This is a genomic window from Streptomyces sp. NPDC020489 (assembly GCF_044386545.1).
In the GTDB taxonomy this organism is placed as follows: Bacteria; Actinomycetota; Actinomycetes; order Streptomycetales; family Streptomycetaceae; genus Streptomyces.
This window is the reverse complement of sequence record NZ_JBIRUZ010000005.1, coordinates 18,163-37,067: the sequence shown is the minus strand read 5'-3', so window position 1 is coordinate 37,067 and position 18,905 is coordinate 18,163. Positions and strand designations below refer to the sequence as shown.

Genomic DNA, 18,905 nt, shown 5'->3' with positions numbered 1-18,905 from the left:
TTTGGGCGGGCCAGCTCCTGCCCCCGGCCGTTGGCCATCTGGAATTGGTCAGTGCAGACAAGGTCCGGCATGGCGGTGCCGTCGGCCGCGCTCGCCCGGGTCGGTTCGGGGCAGGGTCCGGATGCCGGTGAGGACCGCAGAGGGCGACGCCCGCAGGTTTGGCCCGCACGGCAAGGGCGAGCAGAAGGGCCGCGCCGCCGTCCGCAAGAAGCGGCCGTCAGGACCCGCGCCCGGTGTTTCGCCGGAGACGGACGGCGGCGACGGCACCCAGGAGCGCGCCGACCGCGATGACGAGGAGCCCGCGGGCCCACACCTCGCCCTCGATCTGGGTGGCCAGCACCACGCAGGACAATGCCCCCAGGACCGGGACGGCGGTCCACGCCCTGAAGTGGGGTCGCGCGGCGGGGTCGCGCCGCTGGACGAGCACCGCGGTGTTCACCAGGAAGAACACCACGAGCAGGAGCAGGACGAGGGTGGAGGCGAGGGTGGCCACGTCCCCCGTGAGAGCCAGCGTGAAGGACAGGGCGGTGGTCGCGGCGATGGCCGCCCACGGAGTACGGCGTCCGGGAAGCACGCGGGTCAAGAAGCCCGGGAGCAGTCCGTCGCGCGCCATGCCGTAGGCCAGGCGGGAACTCATGATCCCGGTGAGCAGGGCGCCGTTGGCCACGGCGACTAGGGCGATCGCGCTGAACAGCTTCTGCGGCACGCCGCCCGCCTCCTTCACCACCTCGAGCAAGGGACCGCTGGAGGCGGCGAGCGTGGCGGTGGGGACGGCGGCCGAGGCGACGATCCCGACGAGGACGTACACGGCGCCCGCCGTCGCCAAAGCGCCGAAGAGGGCGCGCGGATACGAGCGGCGGGGATCGCGTGTCTCCTCGGCCACGTTGACGGAGGTCTCGAAGCCGACGAAGGAGTAGTACGCCAGGACCGTTCCGCTCAGCGCGCCCGCCGCGGCCCCGGTGTCGGCGGTGCCGAGGCGGGTGAGCCGGCCGGGGTCGCCGTCGCCCCGCAGCAGCAGCCACGCACCCAGGCCGATCACCAGCAGGAGGCCGCCCACCTCGATGACGGTGGCGATCGCGTTGGCCCGGGTGGATTCGCTGATGCCCCGCGCGTTCAGCAGGGCCAGGGCGCACAGGAACACGGTCGCCACGGCCGCGACGGGCAGGGTGACGAAGCTCGTCAGGTAGTCGCCGGCGAAGCCGCGGGCCAGCGCGGCGACGGACACGATGCCCGCGGCAAGCATGCAGAAGCCGGCCAGGAAGCCGGCGAAGGGTCCATAGGCGAGGGTCGCGTAGTGGGAGGCGCCGCCTGCCCTCGGGTACTTGGTGGCGAGTTCGGCGTAGGAGGCGGCGGTCAGGAGCGACAGCAACAGGGCGAGCAGGAGCGGCACCCACACCGCTCCGCCCGATTCCGCCGCGATCTGGCCCACGAGGACGTACACCCCCGCCCCCAGAACGTCGCCGAGGATGAAGAAGTACAGCAGCGGGGTCGTCAGCGCCTTCTTGAGCGGGGCCGCCTCGTCCGGAGGCGAACCGGCGGATTTCTGGTCGGTAGATCTGGCCATTGCACTCCGGTACCCCGTGCGGCGGGTTCCCAGACGACGGACGGATGCACGGTCCGCACGTCGAGCGTCGCGGCACACCCCACCGTGGCCGCCATCCGCATCGGGCATCGGCCTCCGGGACAGCGGCGACCGTCCAGGCTCCGAGCACACGATCCACCCGGACGGCCCTCGGCAGCACCAACCCGGTCAGGGAGCTGTCGCCTCGGGAAGCGATTCCCCGAGACGGTATCGGTCTCGATGTCACGAAATAGCTGGCCTTGGCAGAATTGGTGGCGTCCCGTCGACAGCCACTGCTACTTTGGCGACGATGAGGGCGAACAATAGCTCGCCCTGCCGATCGGCTGATTGCTGTCGCTCGTTGCGAGGGGCGGCGCCGACGCTGTATCGCAAGCAGCCCGATGACCGTTTATGGCGATCGTCGTCACCAAAAGGACGCGGCACCTTTTCCGGCTCAATAAACGCGTGCACCGGGCACGCGTAAAAGGCGCTTCGAGCTGGTCGGTGGCAGCCTGGATGTCGAACACCTACGGCTGGGGGGCTTGGTGTCGAAGGTACGCATGGCGCTGTGGCCGGTGATCGTATTTCTTCCCGGCTTCGCCGCCTTATGGGTCTTCTGGCTGGCCGCCGAACGAAGGCCTGATCTACCCGGCCTCTTCGCATTCCGCAGCGCCACATGGGGCGACGGAATCCTGTTGCCGCTCCTCGCCCTCTGCCTGCGCGTGATGACGGACCGGCTGCGGCCGCCGCAAGGGATCGCCCATCGCAAGAGAGCGGTGACGGCGGGCGCCTTCGCAGGGGCGGCCGTCGGCGCAACCGTGGTGGGCACGTGGCTCGTCGAGGACCGGCCGGCGCTCAACTGGACCATGCAGAGGCCGCATTCCTTCACGGCGGCCGGCATGTGGCACGCGGTGTTTCTCGTCGCGGCATGCGCGTTCTTCGCCTGGCTGGCGACGGACCTGGCGCTGCACCTGCGGCACAGCGGTGACGCCGCGGTGAGACGGTCACTCTCGTCCTCCTGGGCGACTGTGGCCCTCGCGTGTACCGCGGGCTACGCCTGGCTCGGTATCTCCGACGCACTCGGCTCGGGCGGGAGCGTCGGCGGACCACGTCACTCGTGGTGCTGGTGGGTGCCGCGGTAGTGGTGGGCTGCGCCATGTTCCTCGTGCCCGGGGGATTCCATCGCCGGTACGCGGATGTGTTGCTCACCTCGTCGATTCTGACGGCGTGCCTGATCGTCTTCGTCGACGCCCATCCGCATATGGGAGCCCTCACCTACGCGGCACTCATCAGTGCTGTGACCTGTGCGGTCGGTCTGGCGGGGACGACAGTGGCCGGGGCGAGCATCTCGGCCGTGGAGACACTGGGGGTGTGCGGGCTCTTCGGGCTGGTGACCATTTTCGTCTCCACGATTCAGTCCGCCACTCTCTGGACCGTATTCGCGTGCCCTTTGCTGGCTGCTGCCGGCGCCGTCGCCTTGCGGTGGATCCGCGCGAACGTCACCCATCCACCAGCTCAGGCGCCTGTCAACGGCAAATACCTCACAGGTGTCGGCATCGCCGCCTGTCTGCTGGTGGGTTCCTCCTTCGGGGCATGGCTGGGGGAGCGGGATACCTACGAGGTCACCGGTGCGTTCGTCCTCACCATCGTGGGCGCCGTCCTCGGTGGCGCGTTCTTCCAGAATTTCAAGTCGGACTTCGAAGGACTGATGGCCATCGAGGGCGATCCCGCTCGCCGTTCCCCGGACCAACTGCCAGGCTCCGAGCAGCGGGACGTGGCCGTGCGCGTCTGGATCAGGCTCGCTGGTTTCAGCGTCGCGGCCTTCTCGGGGATCCTCGTACTGACGATCTCCCTCGCCCCGTCGCTGGGATGGCACGCGGGGCGAAGGCCCATCAACTGGGCCGCAGTAGCCGTCGTTGTCGCTACCGCCTCGCTCTGCGTGCTGCTCACCGCCAGAGCGCTGGCAGCCGCATGGCGGACGCACAGAGAAGGGGAGCCCCGAACCGTACCGGTACGCGGGGACGCCCCGGCCTGGATGTGCGCCGCGTGTGGGCTGTTGACGTGCGCCGCCACCGCGACCGCGATCTGGCAAGGGGGCGACGTCAACGTACCGGCGATGGCGCAGGCGATCGTCATGGCCTTCTTCGCCACCGAGGCGATCTGTGGCAACGGGATGTGGCTGCACTTCACGCGGCTGCGACCGAGCTCCCGCGGCGCCCTCGCGACGGTGGTTCCGGCCGTCGCGCTGAGCGTCTACTGGTCCCTGACCGAACTCATCCGCCCGAACGGTGCCGGAGCGGCCCTCGGCCCGTCCCTGTTCGCCTGGTTCTGTGCCGCGGTGTCGGTCTTCGCGCTGGTCGCGTCCACCACCTCGGCGGTCTACATGGCCGGCGGGCGGCCCTATCAGACGGACTACCCTCCCCTGAAATGCGCGATCCAGGACACCTTCCTGTTCACCATTCTCTGGCTGGCCCTCGGATGGGCCCCGCACACCGTGCTGACACATGTGCCGGCGGGTGCCCCGGAGCGATGGGCGGCGATCGGGACCATCCTCGCCGGCTTCATGCTCACCTTCTGCCCGCCCTTCCTGTGGGCCATCGAAAGCAATGACACGCACGTGTGCAGGCAGCGGCTGATCCGAGGCGCGAGTGACGCGCCCAGCTACGGACCGGCTTTCACGGATGCGTCCATCGAGCGCATCGCCGGTCTGCCCAGCAGAATCGGACGCTACCGCCGGGCCGTGACGAACGGCGAAGGCATGTCCGAGGCCGACCGCCAGGCCGACGACTTCCTTGTCCGGCTGAGTGGCCACACCGCCGTACAGAACACCGTCGCCCTCTCGATCGCATGCATCTCCCTGATAGGAGCCGTCGGCATCACGTCCGGCTTCACGGCCCCGCCGTACCGGCCCCCGACCTCGTAGACCCGCGACGGGCCCGGAGGTCGAGGCCCGGCTCGACCTTGTCGCGCCGCTTGGCTCCCCGTCGCAGCCTGCGTCGGCATGAGGTGCTGCCGCATTCCACCGAACGGTGTCGCCGCGATCACGCGCCCGACGCTGGCATCGAGCCCGAGTGCCGTTCGGGCGGCTGAAGCCCTGATAAGAGCAGCCTGTCAGCAGGCCCTGTAAATGAGCCGAGTATGCGATGCAACCCGCCCAAAGGGGACTGAGGTGAAGTCGCGCGCCTTGAATCGTCAACAAAATTGCTGATAGTTCTCTCGTCACATCGCGCGCGTGTCCTCAACGGTGTGCCGACAGTGTCGGAGCACCGTCCTTGCCCTTGTCTTCAGGGAGTGTTCGTGAGCAAAGAGAGAACAGCTCGGGCACGCAGCCGCCGTACGTGGCGGGCTGTGGCCGGCGTGGCTGCCGGTGTCGTCCTGGTCGGTGGAGGGTTCGCGGCTGCCAACGCCACGACGACCACAGGCGAGTCGAAGAAGGCCGGCGTCCACTTCCCGGTCAACAAGAAGGCCACCGGCACCGCGGCCGTGGTCAGCGCTGCCAACGCGTTCCTGAACACGCTGGACTCCGACCAGCAGGCGGCGACGGTCCTGGACTTCTCCCAGGCGAACGCGACCGCGTGGTCGAACCTGCCGTGTGGGTCCACCTGCCGCCCCGGGATCCAGCTCGGCTCGCTGAGCGACGAGCAACTGGCCGCGGCCGAGAACGTGTTGAAGGTGGCCCTGGGGTCCGGAAAAGACACCGGCTACCAGCACGTCATCGAGACCCTCAAGGCCGACGACGTGCTCGCCTCGGCGCAGAGCACCAGCTCCGCCGCGCCCGGCGGCGGCGCGTCCAACGCGCCCTCGGCCGACGCCTCCGCCTCGGACGCGCCGGACCCGACTGCCACGCCTACCGACGTCCCGACCGGCGCCCCGCCGTCCGGTGGCGGCGGTGGCGGTGGCGGCGGTGGTCTCGGCGGTTACGGCAGTGGTGTCTACTTCCTGGCGTTCCTGGGCGCCCCGTCGACGGACGGCACCTGGCAGTTGCACTTCGGCGGCCACCATCTCGCCGTGAACGTCACCTACAAGGACGGCAAGGTGGCCGGTGCCAGCCCGTTCTTCACCGGTGTCGAGCCCACCAGCTGGACCGATGACGACGGCACCACGCACGCGCCGATGGCGAGGTTCCGGGACGGTCTGCTGAAGCTGACCGGCAGTCTGAACACAGCGCAGTTGGCCAAGGCCAAGCTGTCCGAGTCGTTCGGTGACGTGCTGCTCGGCCCGGACGAGGACGGCCAGTTCCCGGCGACCAAGGAAGGCATCAAGGCAAGTTCCTTGTCGGCGAAGCAGAAGAAGCTGGTCCTGGAGGCCATCCACCCCTGGGTCGCGGAGGTGGACGACGCCACCGCCAAGCAGCTCATGAAGACGTACGCCAAGGAACTCGACCAGACCTACGTCGCCTACTCCGGCGGCACGGGCCTGGACACCCAGGGCGACTACGTGCGCATCGACGGCCCGAGCGTATGGGTCGAGTTCGTCTGCCAGGACGGCGTCGTGTACCGGGACCAGATCCACTACCACACCGTGTACCGGGACCACACCCGCGACTACGGCAGCGAGTTCTCCTTCTCATGACCGGACCGCGAAACTGGCTGACCACAGCACTGCGTCTGGTGGCCGGGATCGCGATCGCGGTACCGGCGGCGCTCCTCCTGGGGGCGTCGCCGGCCGCCGCGCATCCGATGCCGCACTCAGTGGTGCAGCTCGACGTGTACGAACACGCGGTCTCCGCCCGCCTGGAACTCCCGGTCGACGACTTCGCGCGGGCCAGCGGGATCGACGTGTCCGAGAAGACGCTGACCGCCCGGACCGGCGCCATCCGCGCCTACCTGGTCGCGCACCTCCGACCGACCGCCACCGACGGCCGGGCCTGGCAGGTCACCGTCGGCAGCCTGACCCTGAGCCGCGCCGAGCAGACCTCCACCGGTCCCTACCGCGAGCTGGTCGCCGAGGCCGTGCTCACCCCGCCGACCGGCACCGACGTACGGCACTTCACCTTCGGCTACGACGTCATCGTCCACCAAGTCGTCACGCACACAGCGCTAGTGACGGTGCGTCAGGACTGGAGCGGCGGACAGGTCGACGGCGAGGGCGCCACCCAGGTCGGCACCATCCGGATCGACACCCGGACCATGACCGTGCCCGCCCTGAAGGTCGACCTCGGCCAGGGCAGCGCCTGGCGCGGGTTCATCGCCATGGTGAAGCTGGGCGGCGACCACATCCTCACCGGCACCGACCACCTGCTCTTTCTGTTGATCCTGCTCCTGCCCGCGCCCCTCGCGGCCAGTGGACGGCGCTGGGACGGCCTGGTCGGCGCGAGGCCCGCGCTCAGCCGGATCGGCCGCATCACGCTCGCCTTCACCGCCGGACACTCCGTCGCGCTGGCCGCCACCGCGCTCGGCCATGTGGACATCCCCGGATGGCCGGTCGAGGCGTTCATCGCCGCGAGCATCCTCGTCGGCGCGATCCACGCTGTCCGGCCGCTCTTCCCGGGCAAGGAGGCGCTGGTGGCCGGGGTCTTCGGGCTCGGCCACGGCATGGCGTTCTCCTTCGTGCTGGCTGGGCTGCACCTGTCCACCGGACAGCTCGTGACCAGCCTCTTCGGCTTCAACCTCGGCATCGAACTGGTCCAGCTCCTGCTGGTCTGCCTCGCCCTGCCCTCGCTGCTGGTCCTCGCCCGCCTGCGAGTGCAGCCCGCGTTGAGGGTGACCGGCGCGGTGCTCACCGGCACGGCGGCCCTCGGCTGGCTGGCCGACCGCCTCGGCCTGCCCAACCCCGTCGCCCGGGCCGCCGACAGCGCCGGATCCCACACGACACTGATGCTGACCGCCCTCACGGCGACCGCGTTCGCCGCCACCACGTGGACCCTGGTCAACCGTCGGCACACCCGGCCGGATACATCGGACCCCTCCCCAGGGACAACACCTGGACCGCACCATCCGAACAGATCGACGCAGACCGCCGGCTCGGGGGCGACGTAGAGCGCCAACCCTCAACGAGCCGAGACCCCTCGCAGAGCGGACGATTTCCAGTCGCTGGTCATCCTGCTGTCGGGCTCTGCTGGCCATCTGCGCGCACGAACCCGTGGCTTCGCTCCACTTTCGCCACATGCAGCGTGTAGGTCTGGTACCACTGGGCTCGTCCGCGCTCTTGGCCCGCGCGGTGCTCGGCGTTGTTCCGCCACTGCGTGAGGGCGTCGGCGTCGCGGAAGTAGCTGACGGTGATACCCAACCCGCCAGGAGTCTGCGCGTGGTCCATCCCCAGGTATCCCGGGACGTCCTTCACCAGGTCTTCCAAGTGTGCACTGGCCTCGCTGTAGTCGCTCTGGTCCTGGGTTCGCATCGTGGTGAAGACGGCCGCGTAGTAGGGGGGTTCATGGGCCTGGACGGGCACGACAGGCGCTTCCGCATGATCGCTCATGGCGCCACCGCGAGACGGGATGCGCCGCCGCGCGTACACCTCTATCTCGATCTTCATCCGCGGGTCGGCGAGACCGCACATGAGCATCGTGGCGGCGGGCTGAACGTCGCCGAAATAGCGGCGAAGGACCGGCCAGCAGAGTTCGAAGTCTGCACGGTCGGGCAGGAGGTAGCGCACGCGCACCACGTCGGCGAAGGTGCACCCCGCCTCGGCCAGTGCGGCCTTGATGTTGCGCAGGCACTGCTCGGCCTGCTCCACCACGTCGTCGGAGATCGTCATGGTGGCGTAGTCGAATCCGGTCGTCCCGGACACATGTACCCAGTCGCCGTCAACCACCGCACGGGCATAGCCGATCTGTTCCTCAAAGGCCGAGCCGCTGAGGATCGCGCGTCGCTCTGTCATGCGCCGAACGCTAAGAGACCAGCACTGATACGTCTAATACGGCCGCACGCATGATCTGATATCTCTGGGCGTATGGAGCGCCCTGAACTCCCCCTACCGCAGCTGCACGCCTTCGTCGTGCTCGCGGAGGAACTCCACTTCGGACACGCGGCCGCCCGCCTGGGTATCGCACAGCCGCCGCTGAGCCAGCAGATCCGCCGCCTGGAGGACAAGGTCGGCCATGCGCTGTTCACTCGCGCCCCAGGGCATGTCGCCCTGACCCCGGCCGGCAGCGAACTGCTGCCCGCCGCCCGGCGGGCGCTCACCGACCTCGCGGCCGGTCTGGTCGCAGCCCGGGCCGTCGGCAGTGGCCAGGCCGGCCGCCTACGGATCGGCTTCGCCGCCTCCCTCGCCCTGACGGTCCTACCCGGCCTGCTGCGCACCTTCCGCCACCAGTTTCCCGGCGTGCACCTGGACATCCACGAGATGACCACCGCTCCACAGATCGCTGCCCTGCACGACAAGGCCATCGACATCGGTCTGCTGCGTGAACCGCCCGCCGACGAGACAGAACTCGGCTTCAGGACGGTGCTCAGCGAGCCTTTCGTGGCCGTGCTGCCGTCCACCCATCCTTCGGCCGCCCAACGGACCGTCCAGCTTGCACAGTTGGCGGACTCACCCTTCGTGCTGCTGCCCCGCACTGCCGGCCCGACACTGCACGATCAGATCATCGGCCTGTGCGCCGCAGCAGGGTTCGCACCACGGACAGTCCAGCACGCGGTGGAGTGGCAAACCGTGTGCGCCCTCGTGGAAACCGGTCTGGGAGTCTCCCTGGCTCCGGCGAGCATCCGACGCATCCGCCTCAAAGGCGTCGCCTTCCGCAGGATCGAACCCAACACCGCCCGCACACGAGTGGCCGTCGCCTGGCGCAAGAACGACCACAATCCCCTGGTCGCGCACTTGCTGGAGACCATCAGTCAAGATCGGCCGGACAGTCCCTAGTGCTGCGGGACCCGGCGGACCTGGCTGCGGCCAACCTCGATGCCCCGCCCCTTGGCGTCGACGGCCCGCGCGTCAGGGGGCCACTTCGGCAGCCCGGACTCATCCTCCGCGGCCGGCTCGCCGTCCGCCTGCACGGTCAGCCGGCCCGCCGCCGGCTGTCGGACCAAGCCGATGATCCATGCCGGATGTTCACGGGCCATCGCTGAGTGACGCGTTGTCCATCGACGCGATCTTCCGGAGGATTTCGACGGCCAGTCTCCGCTCGTCGCCGGGCAGCGCGTCGAGAAGTTGCTCGTTGACGTCCTCGGCCGGGCCGATCAGGGAGTCGAGCAGTTCACTTCCCTGGTCTGTGAGGCTCAGCAGGGTCCGTCGGCGGTCTTCCTCGTCACGTACCTGACTGACGTAGTGCTGGTCGGTCAATCGACGGACGATGTGGTTGACCGTGGAGCGGTCCAGCGAGGTGAAGCGCGCGAGGGTGCGCTGGTCGATGCCGGGGTCGCGACTGAGGGCGTTGAGGACGGCGAACTGCTGGGAGGTGATCTCCCGCGACACGTGCCGGTACCACAGAGCGGTGTGCACCTGTTCCGCGCGCCGGATCAGGTGCCCGACGTAGTTGTGCAGTTCCAGTGCGTGCGCCACGGTGTCCGTCCGTCTGTCGCCGGGGTGGTGCCGGCCGAGGGGGCGGCCGGTGTGGGGAGTCTACGAGGGCCGGCACCACCCGGCGGCGTGTGCGTGGTCAGTGGCTGTGGCGGCCGGGACGCTGGTTGTAAGGGATGGCGTGGGAGCCGTCGACGCCGACCTCCAGGCGGCCGACCTTCTCGATGTCCAGGATCACGCGGTCCCCGTGGGTGAGCGGGCCTACGCCGGCCGGGGTGCCGGTCGCGATGACGTCACCCGGATGCAGGGTCATGACGGAGGAGGCGTAGGCGATCAGTTGGCGGACGCCGAAGATGAGGTCCGCGGTGTTGGTGCGCTGCCGGGTGGTGCGCCCGACGTCGCACCGGAGGCCGAGGGTGTCCGGGTCCGGGATCTCGTCGGCGGTCACGATCCAGGGGCCGAGGGGCGTGAAGGTGTCGAAGGACTTGCGGGTGGAGCGGTCCTCGCCGGAGCGGACGGTGATGTCCAGGACGCAGGTGTAGCCGAAGACGTGGTCCAGGGCGTTGCCAGCGCTGACGTGTGACGCGGTGCGTCCGATGACGACGCCCAGCTCGCCTTCCTGGTCGGTGCGCTTGTCGGAGTAGGGGAGGAGGATGTCCTCGCCCGGGCCGATGACGGAGGAGTTCGCCTTGAGGAAGACGCCGAGGTCCGCGACCGAGGTGGTGTACTCCATCTCGGCCTTGTGGTCCAGGTAGTTGACCGGCGCACCGATGATCTTCCCGGGGCGGGGGAGCGGGGCTTGAAGGGCAGCTTCGGCCAACGGGATCCGGGGCCGGTCGGTGAGGTCGAAGCGGACGGTGTCCTCGTCGGCAGCCGTCTCGATATGGCGCTGAAGCACACCGGCGGGGCCGGCGGTGTCGGATCCGGCGACCTGGTCGGTCACGTCGATGAGGTCGTCGCCGTCGACGAGTCCGAGGCGTCCCTTGTTGAACAGTGCCAGACGCATGCTGGCCTCCTTGTGGGTGTCGGGTGGGCGGATCAGGCGCCGGCGTCGGCGTGTTCGGTGCGGTACAGGCCGAGGGAGCGCATGACCGGCTCGTCGCTGTAGGAGAACAGGACGGCGTCCGCGGAGGCCGAGGTGTTGACGTGGCGGTAGGACGCCCAGCCGGGGACGGCGAAGGTGTCGTGCTCGGACCACTCCAGTCGCTCGCCGTCGACGATCGTGGCGCCTTCGCCGCGGACGACGTTGAAGATGGTCGAGGCCGTGTGGCGGCGGCCGGCTCCCTGGAAGCCGGGGCGCAGCCGTTGGATGCGGCAGCCGAGGGTGGGCATGACCGGACCGCCGGTCCAGGGGTTCGTGTACTCCAGGACGACACCGTCGACGTCACTGCCGTCGGCTGTGTCGGCGATGGCGTCCAGAGCGCGCTCGGTTTCCTGCCAGGTGTACCGGGTGACGGGGGAGTTGGGTCCGTTCTGGGTGAGCCAGGCGGGGGTGAGCCGGCCGTGCAGGAACTGGCGGCTGCCTGCGTCGTCGGGCTTGGTCACGGGCTGGAGCCGCTGCGGGTACTGCTCGTAGAAGCCGGCTTCCAGGGCGTTGACCAGGGGATAGTCGAGGGCGTCGAGCCAGATCATCGGCGCGTCGCCTTCGTGGGTGTGGTCGTGCCAGTGCCAACCGGGGGTGAGCAGCAGGTCGCCGGGGGCCATGAAGACCCGTTCACCGTTGACGGTGGTCCAGGCGCCGTCGCCTTCGAGGATGAATCGGAAGGCGTTGGAGGTGTGCCGGTGTGCCTGGGCGGTCTCGCCGGGCAGGATGATCTGGAGGCCCGCGTAGAGGGTGTTGACCGTGGCCGGGGGGTTGGTGAGGCCGGGGTTGACGAGCATGAGGACCCGTCGTTCGGCCTCTTCCAGGGACAGGGCCTTGGAGAAGTGGAGGAGGTGGGGGCGGAGTTCGCGCCAGGTCCACCGGTAGGGGACGGCGCGGCTCTTGGGCTGGGCCGGGAACAGGTTGCCGTAGAAGCGCCACAGAGGCGCGGCGCCCAGACCTTCCAGGGCCTTGTAGGCGAGTTCGTCGGTTGTCATGTCGTCCTTCTGCGCGTTCCGGGTCACAGGGCGGGAGCAGGTGCGGGGGCGGGGGTCCACACCCAGGAGATGTCGTCGAACGCCTCGGGGCCGCGCGACGCAAGGAGCGTGTTGCGAAGGGTGGCTCCCATGCCTTCCAGGTGACAGATCTCGCCGAAGTGGCGGGCGTTGGTCTGGATGCGGGCCGCGCGGGCGGTGCGCCGGTCGGCGTACGCGGTGAAGGCGTCCGCGGGGTCGTCGGGGTGCCGGCCGAGGGCCTCGCCCAGCGCCACGGCGTCCTCCAGCGCCTGGCAGGCGCCCTGCGCGAGGTACTGGAGCATTGGGTGGGCGGCGTCTCCGAGGAGTGCGATCCGGCCGTGCACCCAGGTGTCGATCGGCGCGCGGTCGAACAACGGCCAGCGACGGTCGCGCGAGACGAGCGACAGGGCGTCGCGCACGGCCTCGCAGGTGCCGCCGAAGCGCTCCTCCAGTTCCGCCTCGGTGCCCCAGTCGTCGGAGTCCGGCGTGTAGTGGTCGCTCTCGAAGACGGCTACCTGGTTGTACAGCTCGCCGCGGCGTACGGGGTACTGCACCAGGTGCATGCGCGGCCCGGCCCAGACCATGACCGCTTCCGATGCGGCGAGCTGGGACATCCGACCGCTCATCTTCTCGGTGGGCAGAGCCCCGCGGAAGGCGACGTAGCGCGAGCAGACCGGTTCCCCGTCGCCCACCAGCGTCTGACGCAGACGGGAGTGCAGTCCGTCCGCTGCGACTACCGCGTCGGCGGTGAGCCGGACGTGGCCCTCCGCGAAGTGCAGATGTACGCCGGAGCCGTGCTGCTCGGCCTCGGTGACGGTGTGGCCCGTGTGCAGCGTGACACCGAGATGCTCCTGGCAAGCGGCGAGCAATGCGGCGTGCAAGTCGGTGCGGTGGGTGACCAGGTAGGGGTGCGCGAAGCGGTCGGTGTAGGCCGTGCTGCGCAGGTCGAGGGCGGTTACCTCGCCCCCGGTGAGGGCGTCCATCATCACCAGCCGGGGCGGCGTCACCGCGTGGTGTCGGACGGCCGGCAGCACGCCGAGTGCGTCCAGGGCGAGGGAGGCGTTCGGGGCGAGTTGCAGGCCGGCTCCGATCTCGGCGAACCGGGCGGCCCGCTCCACGAGCGTCACGCGGTGGCCTGCGCGGGCGGTCGCCAGCGCTGCGGCCAGTCCGCCGATGCCGCCGCCGACTACGGCGATGTGGAGTGGAGAAGGGGTGACAGGCATCTGGCCTCCAGAGGTCGGGATGGGAGGGCACCCGGGACGGCGGCGGTCCGGACCGGTCGCAATGATCTGTACAGCAATCATTGGTGTACGGAGCATATTGTGAGGGTGTTTCCTGGGTGTCAATGGTTCGTCGGTGGTGAGACCTGCTGTGCGGCGCCGGTCAGCAGGCGGCGGAGACGCTGTCCACTCGCAGCGCGGCTTCCGTCCGGGCCGTGATGTCCTCCACGGTGACGCCAGGGGCGGTCTCGACGAGGGCGAGACCGCCGTCGGTGACGTCGATGACACCGAGGTCGGTGACGATCCGGTGCACGCACCGCTCACCGGTGAGAGGCAGCGCGCACTCACGGAGGATCTTCGGACTGCCGTCCTTGGCGGTGTGTTCCATGAGGACGATGACGCGGCGGGCGCCGTGGACGAGGTCCATGGCGCCGCCCATCCCCTTGACCATCTTCCCGGGGATCATCCAGTTGGCGAGGTCACCGCGTTCGGATACCTGCATGGCGCCCAGGACGGCGGTGTCGATGTGACCGCCGCGGATCATGCCGAAGGAGAGCGCGGAGTCGAAGAAGGAGGCGCCCGGCAGGACGGTGACGGTCTCCTTGCCCGCGTTGATCAGATCGGGATCGACCTCGTCCTCGTACGGGTAGGGGCCGGTACCGAGGATGCCGTTCTCGGAGTGGAGGACGACGTGGACCCCGGGCGGGAGGTGGCCGGGGATCAGGGTGGGCAGGCCGATGCCCAGGTTGACGTAGGAGCCGTCCGAGAGTTCGGCGGCGGCGCGGGCGGCCATCTGGTCACGGGTCCAGGACATCAGGAACGCACCGTCCTCTTCTCGATGGGCTTGTCGGCGGCTTGCTCAGAGGTGAGCGTGACGATCCGCTGGACGTAGATGCCGGGCAGGTACACCTGGTCCGGGGCGAGTTCGCCGGGTTCGACGAGTTCCTCGACCTCGGCGATCGTGATGCGCCCGGCCATGGCGGCGAGGGGATTGAAGTTGGCGGCGGCGTGCCGGAAGACGAGGTTGCCGTGGCGGTCGCCACGCCAGGCGCGTACGAGGGCGAAGTCGGTGGTGATGCCGTGTTCCAGGACGTACGGGCGTCCTCCGAACTCCCGGGTCTCCTTGGGCGGTGAGGCGACAGCCACGTGGCCTCCACCGGGCGCGTACCGCCAGGGCAAGCCGCCCTGTGCCACCTGGGTGCCGACGCCGGCCGGGGTGTAGAAGGCGGGGATGCCGGCTCCGCCGGCGCGCAGCCGTTCGGCGAGCGTGCCCTGCGGGGTCAGTTCCACCTCCAGCTCGCCGCCCAGGTACCGGCGGGCGAACTCCTTGTTCTCACCGACGTAGGAGCCGGTGACCCGGGCGATGCGGCCCGCGGTGAGCAGGACGCCCAGACCGCGGCCGTCCACGCCGCAGTTGTTGGACACGACCTCCAGACCGGTCGTTCCCCGTGCGTGCACGGCGTCGATGAGGGTGGCGGGGATGCCGGAGAGGCCGAAGCCGCCGACGGCGAGCGAAGCTCCGTCGGGGATGTCGGCCACCGCGTCGGCGGCGCTGCCGCGGACCTTGTTCACGTGCTGGGCTCCTTCCGGGAGACGGTCGGGGGACAGGTGGTTCAGGCGGTTGCGCCGGGCAGGACGGCGGACCACCCGCCGTCGACCACGTGGTGGGCGCCGGTGATGTGCGCGGCCTCGTCGGAGGTCAGGAAGACGGCCGCGTCCATGACGTCGACCGGTGCGCCCAACCGGCCCGGCAGGGCATGGCGGACGACGCCGCGCATCTGGTCGTCGGCGAGCAGGGTGGCGCGTGAGCCGTCGGTGTCGATCCTTCCGGGGTTCACGCAGTTGACCCGGACGCCGTGCGGGGCGCCCTCCGCGGCGAGCTGCCGGGTCACCGCGATCAGCGCGCCATTGGCCGCCGGGTGCGCGGTGCGCGGGTTGGTGAGGGAGGCGTTCAGGCCTGCGGTCGAACCGATCGTCAGCACGCAGCCGCGGCTGCGGACCAGGTGCGGCCAGGCCGCCGGGACCGTCAGCCACACGGAGTCCAGCTCGGCGCGCACGAGGAACCCCAAGTCCACGGAGGACTGCGAGCCGATCGCCCCCAAACGGACGGCACCGGCGTTGGCACAGACGACGTCGACACCGCCGAAGGCGTCCACGGCATCCTCGGTCCAGGACCGCACGGAGTCCTCGTCGGTGACGTCCAGCGGGCCCGGTGTGAGGATGGTGCCGCCCTCACGGGCGACGAGCCGCTGGGTCCGAAGAGCCTCCTCGTGCATCAGGTCACCCCCGACGACCAGCGCGCCCTCGGCGGTGAACCGCAGGGCCGCCGCCCGGCCCTGGCCCCGAGCTGTGCCGGAGATCAGGGCCACCTTGCCGTCGAGCCGTTTCATCCGCCGGCCTCGGCGGCGAGCAGGGCGTCGGAGACGGACTTGACCCCGCCGTGCGCCGTCAGCCCGCCGTCCACGGGGATCTCCGCACCGGTGATGAACGACGACTCGTCCGACATCAGGAACACGACCAGCGGCGCCACCTCGTCGACCGTGCCGCTGCGCCCGAGCGGGGTCTCCCGGAGGTTGGCCTCGCGGAACGCGGGGGCGGCGGAGGCGGTCATCTCGGTCTCGATGTAGCCGGGATGGACGGTGTTGACGCGGATCCCACGGGGCCCGAGTTCGAGCGCGGCGGTCTTCGACAGGCCCCGTAGCCCCCACTTGCTCGCGGTGTAGGCGACCGGGTAGTGGGCGGTGAGCGCCGCCGAGGACCCGACGTTGACGATCGAGGAGCCCGGCGGCATCAGTGGGCTCAGGTGCTGGATGCCGAGCAGCGGGCCGGTCACGTTGACGGAGTGCACCCGCTCGAAGTCGTCGGCCCGCACGTCACCGACCCGGGCCCGCCAGGTGACGCCTGCGTTGTTCACCAGGCCGTACACCTGCCCGTACCGGTCCCGCAGTTCGGCGGCCAACGCGGCCCACTCCTCGCTGCTGCTGACGTCCAGGCGGCGGCACTTTCCGTCCGGGGTGAGGTCGGTGGCGATGACCCTGGCGCCCTCACGGGCGAGGGCCTCCGCCTCGGCGGCGCCCTGGCCGCGGGCGGCGCCCGTGACGACGACGACCTTGCCGAGCAGCCGCTGGCGGCGCAGGTCGCTCACGGCCGCTCCCGGCTGCGCCGTCGGCCGCTCGACAGGGGCACGGGGGCCATGCCGGGGACGACCGTGTTCGTCAGGGTGCCGATGCCCTCCACGGTCAGGGTGACGGTGTCGCCCGGCTTCAGCGGCGGCGGGGTCTGCTCGCCGCGCCGGCCCCACAGTTCGGCCAGGCAGCCGCCGTTGCCGCAGGTGCCCGACCCGAGGACGTCGCCCGGTACGACGCGGGTGCCGCGGGAGGCGTAGGCGGTCATCTCCTCAAAGGTCCAGCTCATGTTGGACAGCAGGTCCTCGCCGACCTTCTCGTCGTTGACCTCGGCGGTGAGGGCCAGGCGCAGGAAGCCGTCGGCATCCCGGTAGGGCTCCAGTTCGTCGGCGGTGACCAGGTACGGACCGAGGGTGGTGGCGGTGTCCTTGCCCTTGCAGGGGCCGAGGCTCACCTTCATCTCCGCGCTTTGCAGGTCGCGGGCGGACCAGTCGTTGAACACGGTGTAGCCGACGATGTGGTCACGGGCCTGCTCGGGGGTTAGGTCGCCGCCCTCCCGGCCGACCACCGCGCCCACCTCCAGCTCGAAGTCCAGCACAGCCGAACCCGGCGGTACCGGGATCTCGTCCCGGTGACCGTAGATCGCGTGCGGGTTGGTGAAGTAGAAGGTCGGTGCCGCGTACCACTGCTCCGGGACCCCGGCGACGCCGTCGATCGCGCGGCGCACGCCCTCGACGTGCTCCTCGAAGGTGACGAAGTCCCGTACCGACGCGGGCCGCAGCGGCGGCAGCAGCCGTACCTGGGAGACGTGAGGGCCGGGCGGGACGTCCAGGGCGGCCCGGGCGGCGGCGAGCAGTCCGGGCAGTCCGCCGGTCTCCGTGAGCAGGACGGTGAGTGAGGTGACTCCGGGCAGCGGGTAGAGGGTGCCGTCATCCTCCACGACGGCCACGCGGTGGCGGTGGTGGTGTTCGTAGGCGGCGAAACGCATGGTGCGGCTCCTGGGGGAGAGGGTCAGTCGAGGGGGACGCGCAGGAGGTCGTGGCCCACGACGAGGCGGCCTCGGTTGCCGGCCGCGCGAGCGGAGGCGCGAACTGCCGCTGCCCACGCGGGTTCGGGGAACGTGGGTGGGGTCGGTCGGCGCGAGGTGGCCGAGGACCACCCGGCGGGCTCTCGGGGCGTGGCGATGTCGGTGTGGACCTTGCGCATGTGGTCGACCACGGGGCGGGCATGTGCTGCTCCTCGCACGACGCGGTGTCGGACCGGTAGCCGTACGAGGGAGACATGTTGCGGCGCGGGACCCTGGTCGGCGTCACCCTCACGGTGGTCGCCTCCAGGCGATGCCCATCCGCTCGTCGTACGGCGGGGGACCGCCGGCCGTGCCCAGCAGGTGCACGATCGTGCCCTTGCCCAGGCGGGCCTTGTCCCGGGCCTCCTCGCGGGGCGCCGCGCCGCCGGCCGGCCGCGCCGGGGGAACGGGCTCGCCCCACCACGGCTCCCGCGGCGGGGCCGGGGGCGCGGCGGCGCGAGTCAGGGCGTGGACGCCGGTGGCACATCCCCGGCGGGCGGTGCCGGTCAGACCGGCGGGGCGACGAAGACGCCGCGGTCGGGGTCGTTGAAGGACTCCTTGGCGACGAGTTCGTTCATGGGGTTGGCGGTGCCCCACTGGTCGGTGACCTCGGGCTGGGAGAAGTCGTAGACGTGGGGGTGCCAGGTGTCCTCGTCCAGGCACTCCAGCTCGGTGGTGTACTCGACGGTGTTGCCGTGCGGGTCGAGGAAGTAGGTGAAGGTGTTGTCGCCCGCCATGTGCCGGCCGGGTCCCCAGATCTTCCGGAAACCGGCCCGTATGACGCGTCCCGAGCCGCGCATGTACTCGTCGATGCCGCGCATCTCGAAGGAGACATGGTGCAGGGACGTGTGCGGGCCCTTCGCCAGCGCCATCGAGTGGTGCTGGTTGGAGATTCGCATGAAGTGCATGACCTCGCCCATGTGCGGTGAGCTGAGCGTGTCGGAGAGGGCGAAGCCGAGGTGGCGCTCGTACCACTCGCGGGTGCGGTTCAGGTCGGGGGAGTTGAGGACGACGTGGGAGAGTTTGACCGGGATGGCCTCCTTCTCCTCGATCCTGCGGTGCTGCCGGACCTCGACGTCGGCGGAGACCTCGATGGTGCGGCCGTCGACGTCGAAGAAGCGGAAGCCGTAACCGCCGCCGGGGGTGTCCACCTTGCCCGGCTGTGAGATCAACTGCACGCCCCCGGCCAGCAGTCGCTCGGCGAGGGTGTCGACGTCGGCGGCGCAGGCGGCTCCGTAGGAGACGAGGTCGAGGCGCTTCTCGGTGGCCTTGCGGAGCCGGACGACGTAGTTCTCGGGGGAGCCCTCGGCAGCGAGGAAGGAGATGCCGGAGTCCTCGGCGACCGTGGTCAGGCCCCAGACGCCGGCGTAGAAGTCGAGCTGCTTGTCGTAGTCGGGCACGGCGAGGTCGACGTGCCTGAGGTGGGTCAGCAGGCGCAT

At 70.1% G+C, this 18,905-nt stretch carries 18 protein-coding genes and 1 pseudogene; 5 read left to right on the top strand and 14 right to left on the bottom strand.

Annotated features, from left to right (window positions below; all coding sequences use genetic code 11):
* Window positions 1–217 precede the first annotated feature (217 nt).
* Window positions 218–1,564, bottom strand: a complete 1,347-nt coding sequence (locus ACH41F_RS14195) for an APC family permease (RefSeq protein WP_398835442.1) — start codon at window positions 1,562–1,564, stop codon at window positions 218–220.
* Between the two features lie 542 nt (window positions 1,565–2,106).
* Between ACH41F_RS14195 and ACH41F_RS14190 the strand changes: the two genes are divergently transcribed.
* From ACH41F_RS14190 to ACH41F_RS14175, 4 genes are all read left to right on the top strand, one after another.
* Window positions 2,107–2,703, top strand: coding sequence for a hypothetical protein (locus ACH41F_RS14190; protein ID WP_398835439.1), 597 nt, complete (start codon window positions 2,107–2,109; stop codon window positions 2,701–2,703).
* On the top strand, window positions 2,679–4,484 hold the full coding sequence (locus ACH41F_RS14185; RefSeq protein WP_398835437.1) for a hypothetical protein: 1,806 nt from the start codon (window positions 2,679–2,681) through the stop codon (window positions 4,482–4,484). The genes ACH41F_RS14190 and ACH41F_RS14185 overlap by 25 nt, the downstream gene beginning before the upstream one ends.
* A 374-nt stretch (window positions 4,485–4,858) precedes the next feature.
* Entirely contained in the window at window positions 4,859–6,133 is a 1,275-nt protein-coding gene (locus tag ACH41F_RS14180) for a DUF3500 domain-containing protein (protein WP_398835434.1), read from the top strand.
* Complete coding sequence (locus ACH41F_RS14175) at window positions 6,130–7,539, top strand: HupE/UreJ family protein (RefSeq protein WP_398835432.1); 1,410 nt, start codon at window positions 6,130–6,132, stop codon at window positions 7,537–7,539. The genes ACH41F_RS14180 and ACH41F_RS14175 overlap by 4 nt, the downstream gene beginning before the upstream one ends.
* Window positions 7,540–7,597: 58 nt before the next feature.
* On the opposite strand, the gene ACH41F_RS14170 is transcribed toward ACH41F_RS14175, so the two are convergent.
* On the bottom strand, window positions 7,598–7,978 hold the full coding sequence (locus ACH41F_RS14170) for an antibiotic biosynthesis monooxygenase family protein (RefSeq protein ID WP_398836355.1): 381 nt from the start codon (window positions 7,976–7,978) through the stop codon (window positions 7,598–7,600).
* Window positions 7,979–8,017: 39 nt separating this feature from the next.
* Window positions 8,018–8,380 (bottom strand): annotated as a pseudogene (locus tag ACH41F_RS14165) (RidA family protein); the annotation flags it as partial.
* A gap of 72 nt (window positions 8,381–8,452) precedes the next feature.
* On the opposite strand from ACH41F_RS14165, the gene ACH41F_RS14160 reads away from it, so the two are divergent.
* Window positions 8,453–9,361, top strand: coding sequence for a LysR family transcriptional regulator (locus ACH41F_RS14160; RefSeq protein WP_398835429.1), 909 nt, complete (start codon window positions 8,453–8,455; stop codon window positions 9,359–9,361).
* Here the strand turns inward: ACH41F_RS14160 and ACH41F_RS14155 are convergent.
* From ACH41F_RS14155 to ACH41F_RS14105, 11 genes are all read right to left on the bottom strand, one after another.
* The gene (locus ACH41F_RS14155; protein WP_391231289.1) at window positions 9,358–9,528 is read right to left on the bottom strand and encodes a hypothetical protein; all 171 of its coding nucleotides are present in this window, start codon (window positions 9,526–9,528) and stop codon (window positions 9,358–9,360) included. The two genes, ACH41F_RS14160 and ACH41F_RS14155, sit on opposite strands and share 4 nt — an antisense overlap.
* 22 nt (window positions 9,529–9,550) lie before the next feature.
* The gene (locus tag ACH41F_RS14150) at window positions 9,551–10,000 is read right to left on the bottom strand and encodes a MarR family transcriptional regulator (RefSeq protein WP_391231291.1); all 450 of its coding nucleotides are present in this window, start codon (window positions 9,998–10,000) and stop codon (window positions 9,551–9,553) included.
* Between the two features lie 97 nt (window positions 10,001–10,097).
* Window positions 10,098–10,964, bottom strand: coding sequence for a fumarylacetoacetate hydrolase family protein (locus ACH41F_RS14145; RefSeq protein WP_391231292.1), 867 nt, complete (start codon window positions 10,962–10,964; stop codon window positions 10,098–10,100).
* A 32-nt stretch (window positions 10,965–10,996) separates the two neighbouring features.
* A complete protein-coding gene (locus ACH41F_RS14140) occupies window positions 10,997–12,037 on the bottom strand; it encodes a cupin domain-containing protein (RefSeq protein ID WP_391231293.1) in 1,041 nt (346 codons plus the stop codon).
* 23 nt (window positions 12,038–12,060) lie between these two features.
* Window positions 12,061–13,359 (bottom strand): FAD-dependent monooxygenase, encoded by a 1,299-nt coding sequence (locus ACH41F_RS14135; RefSeq protein ID WP_398835425.1) that lies wholly within the window; start codon window positions 13,357–13,359, stop codon window positions 12,061–12,063.
* 79 nt (window positions 13,360–13,438) lie between these two features.
* Window positions 13,439–14,089, bottom strand: a complete 651-nt coding sequence (locus ACH41F_RS14130) for a CoA transferase subunit B (protein WP_398835423.1) — start codon at window positions 14,087–14,089, stop codon at window positions 13,439–13,441.
* Complete coding sequence (locus tag ACH41F_RS14125) at window positions 14,089–14,847, bottom strand: CoA transferase subunit A (RefSeq protein WP_398835420.1); 759 nt, start codon at window positions 14,845–14,847, stop codon at window positions 14,089–14,091. The genes ACH41F_RS14130 and ACH41F_RS14125 overlap by 1 nt, the downstream gene beginning before the upstream one ends.
* 41 nt (window positions 14,848–14,888) lie before the next feature.
* Window positions 14,889–15,665: an SDR family NAD(P)-dependent oxidoreductase gene (locus ACH41F_RS14120; protein WP_398835417.1), complete on the bottom strand. Its 777-nt coding sequence runs from the start codon at window positions 15,663–15,665 to the stop codon at window positions 14,889–14,891.
* Window positions 15,662–16,420, bottom strand: coding sequence for an SDR family oxidoreductase (locus ACH41F_RS14115; RefSeq protein ID WP_391231297.1), 759 nt, complete (start codon window positions 16,418–16,420; stop codon window positions 15,662–15,664). Before ACH41F_RS14115 ends, ACH41F_RS14120 begins: the two co-directional genes overlap by 4 nt.
* Window positions 16,417–17,388, bottom strand: a complete 972-nt coding sequence (locus tag ACH41F_RS14110) for a fumarylacetoacetate hydrolase family protein (protein ID WP_398835414.1) — start codon at window positions 17,386–17,388, stop codon at window positions 16,417–16,419. Before ACH41F_RS14110 ends, ACH41F_RS14115 begins: the two co-directional genes overlap by 4 nt.
* Before the next feature lie 584 nt (window positions 17,389–17,972).
* Complete coding sequence (locus ACH41F_RS14105; RefSeq protein ID WP_391231299.1) at window positions 17,973–18,905, bottom strand: VOC family protein; 933 nt, start codon at window positions 18,903–18,905, stop codon at window positions 17,973–17,975.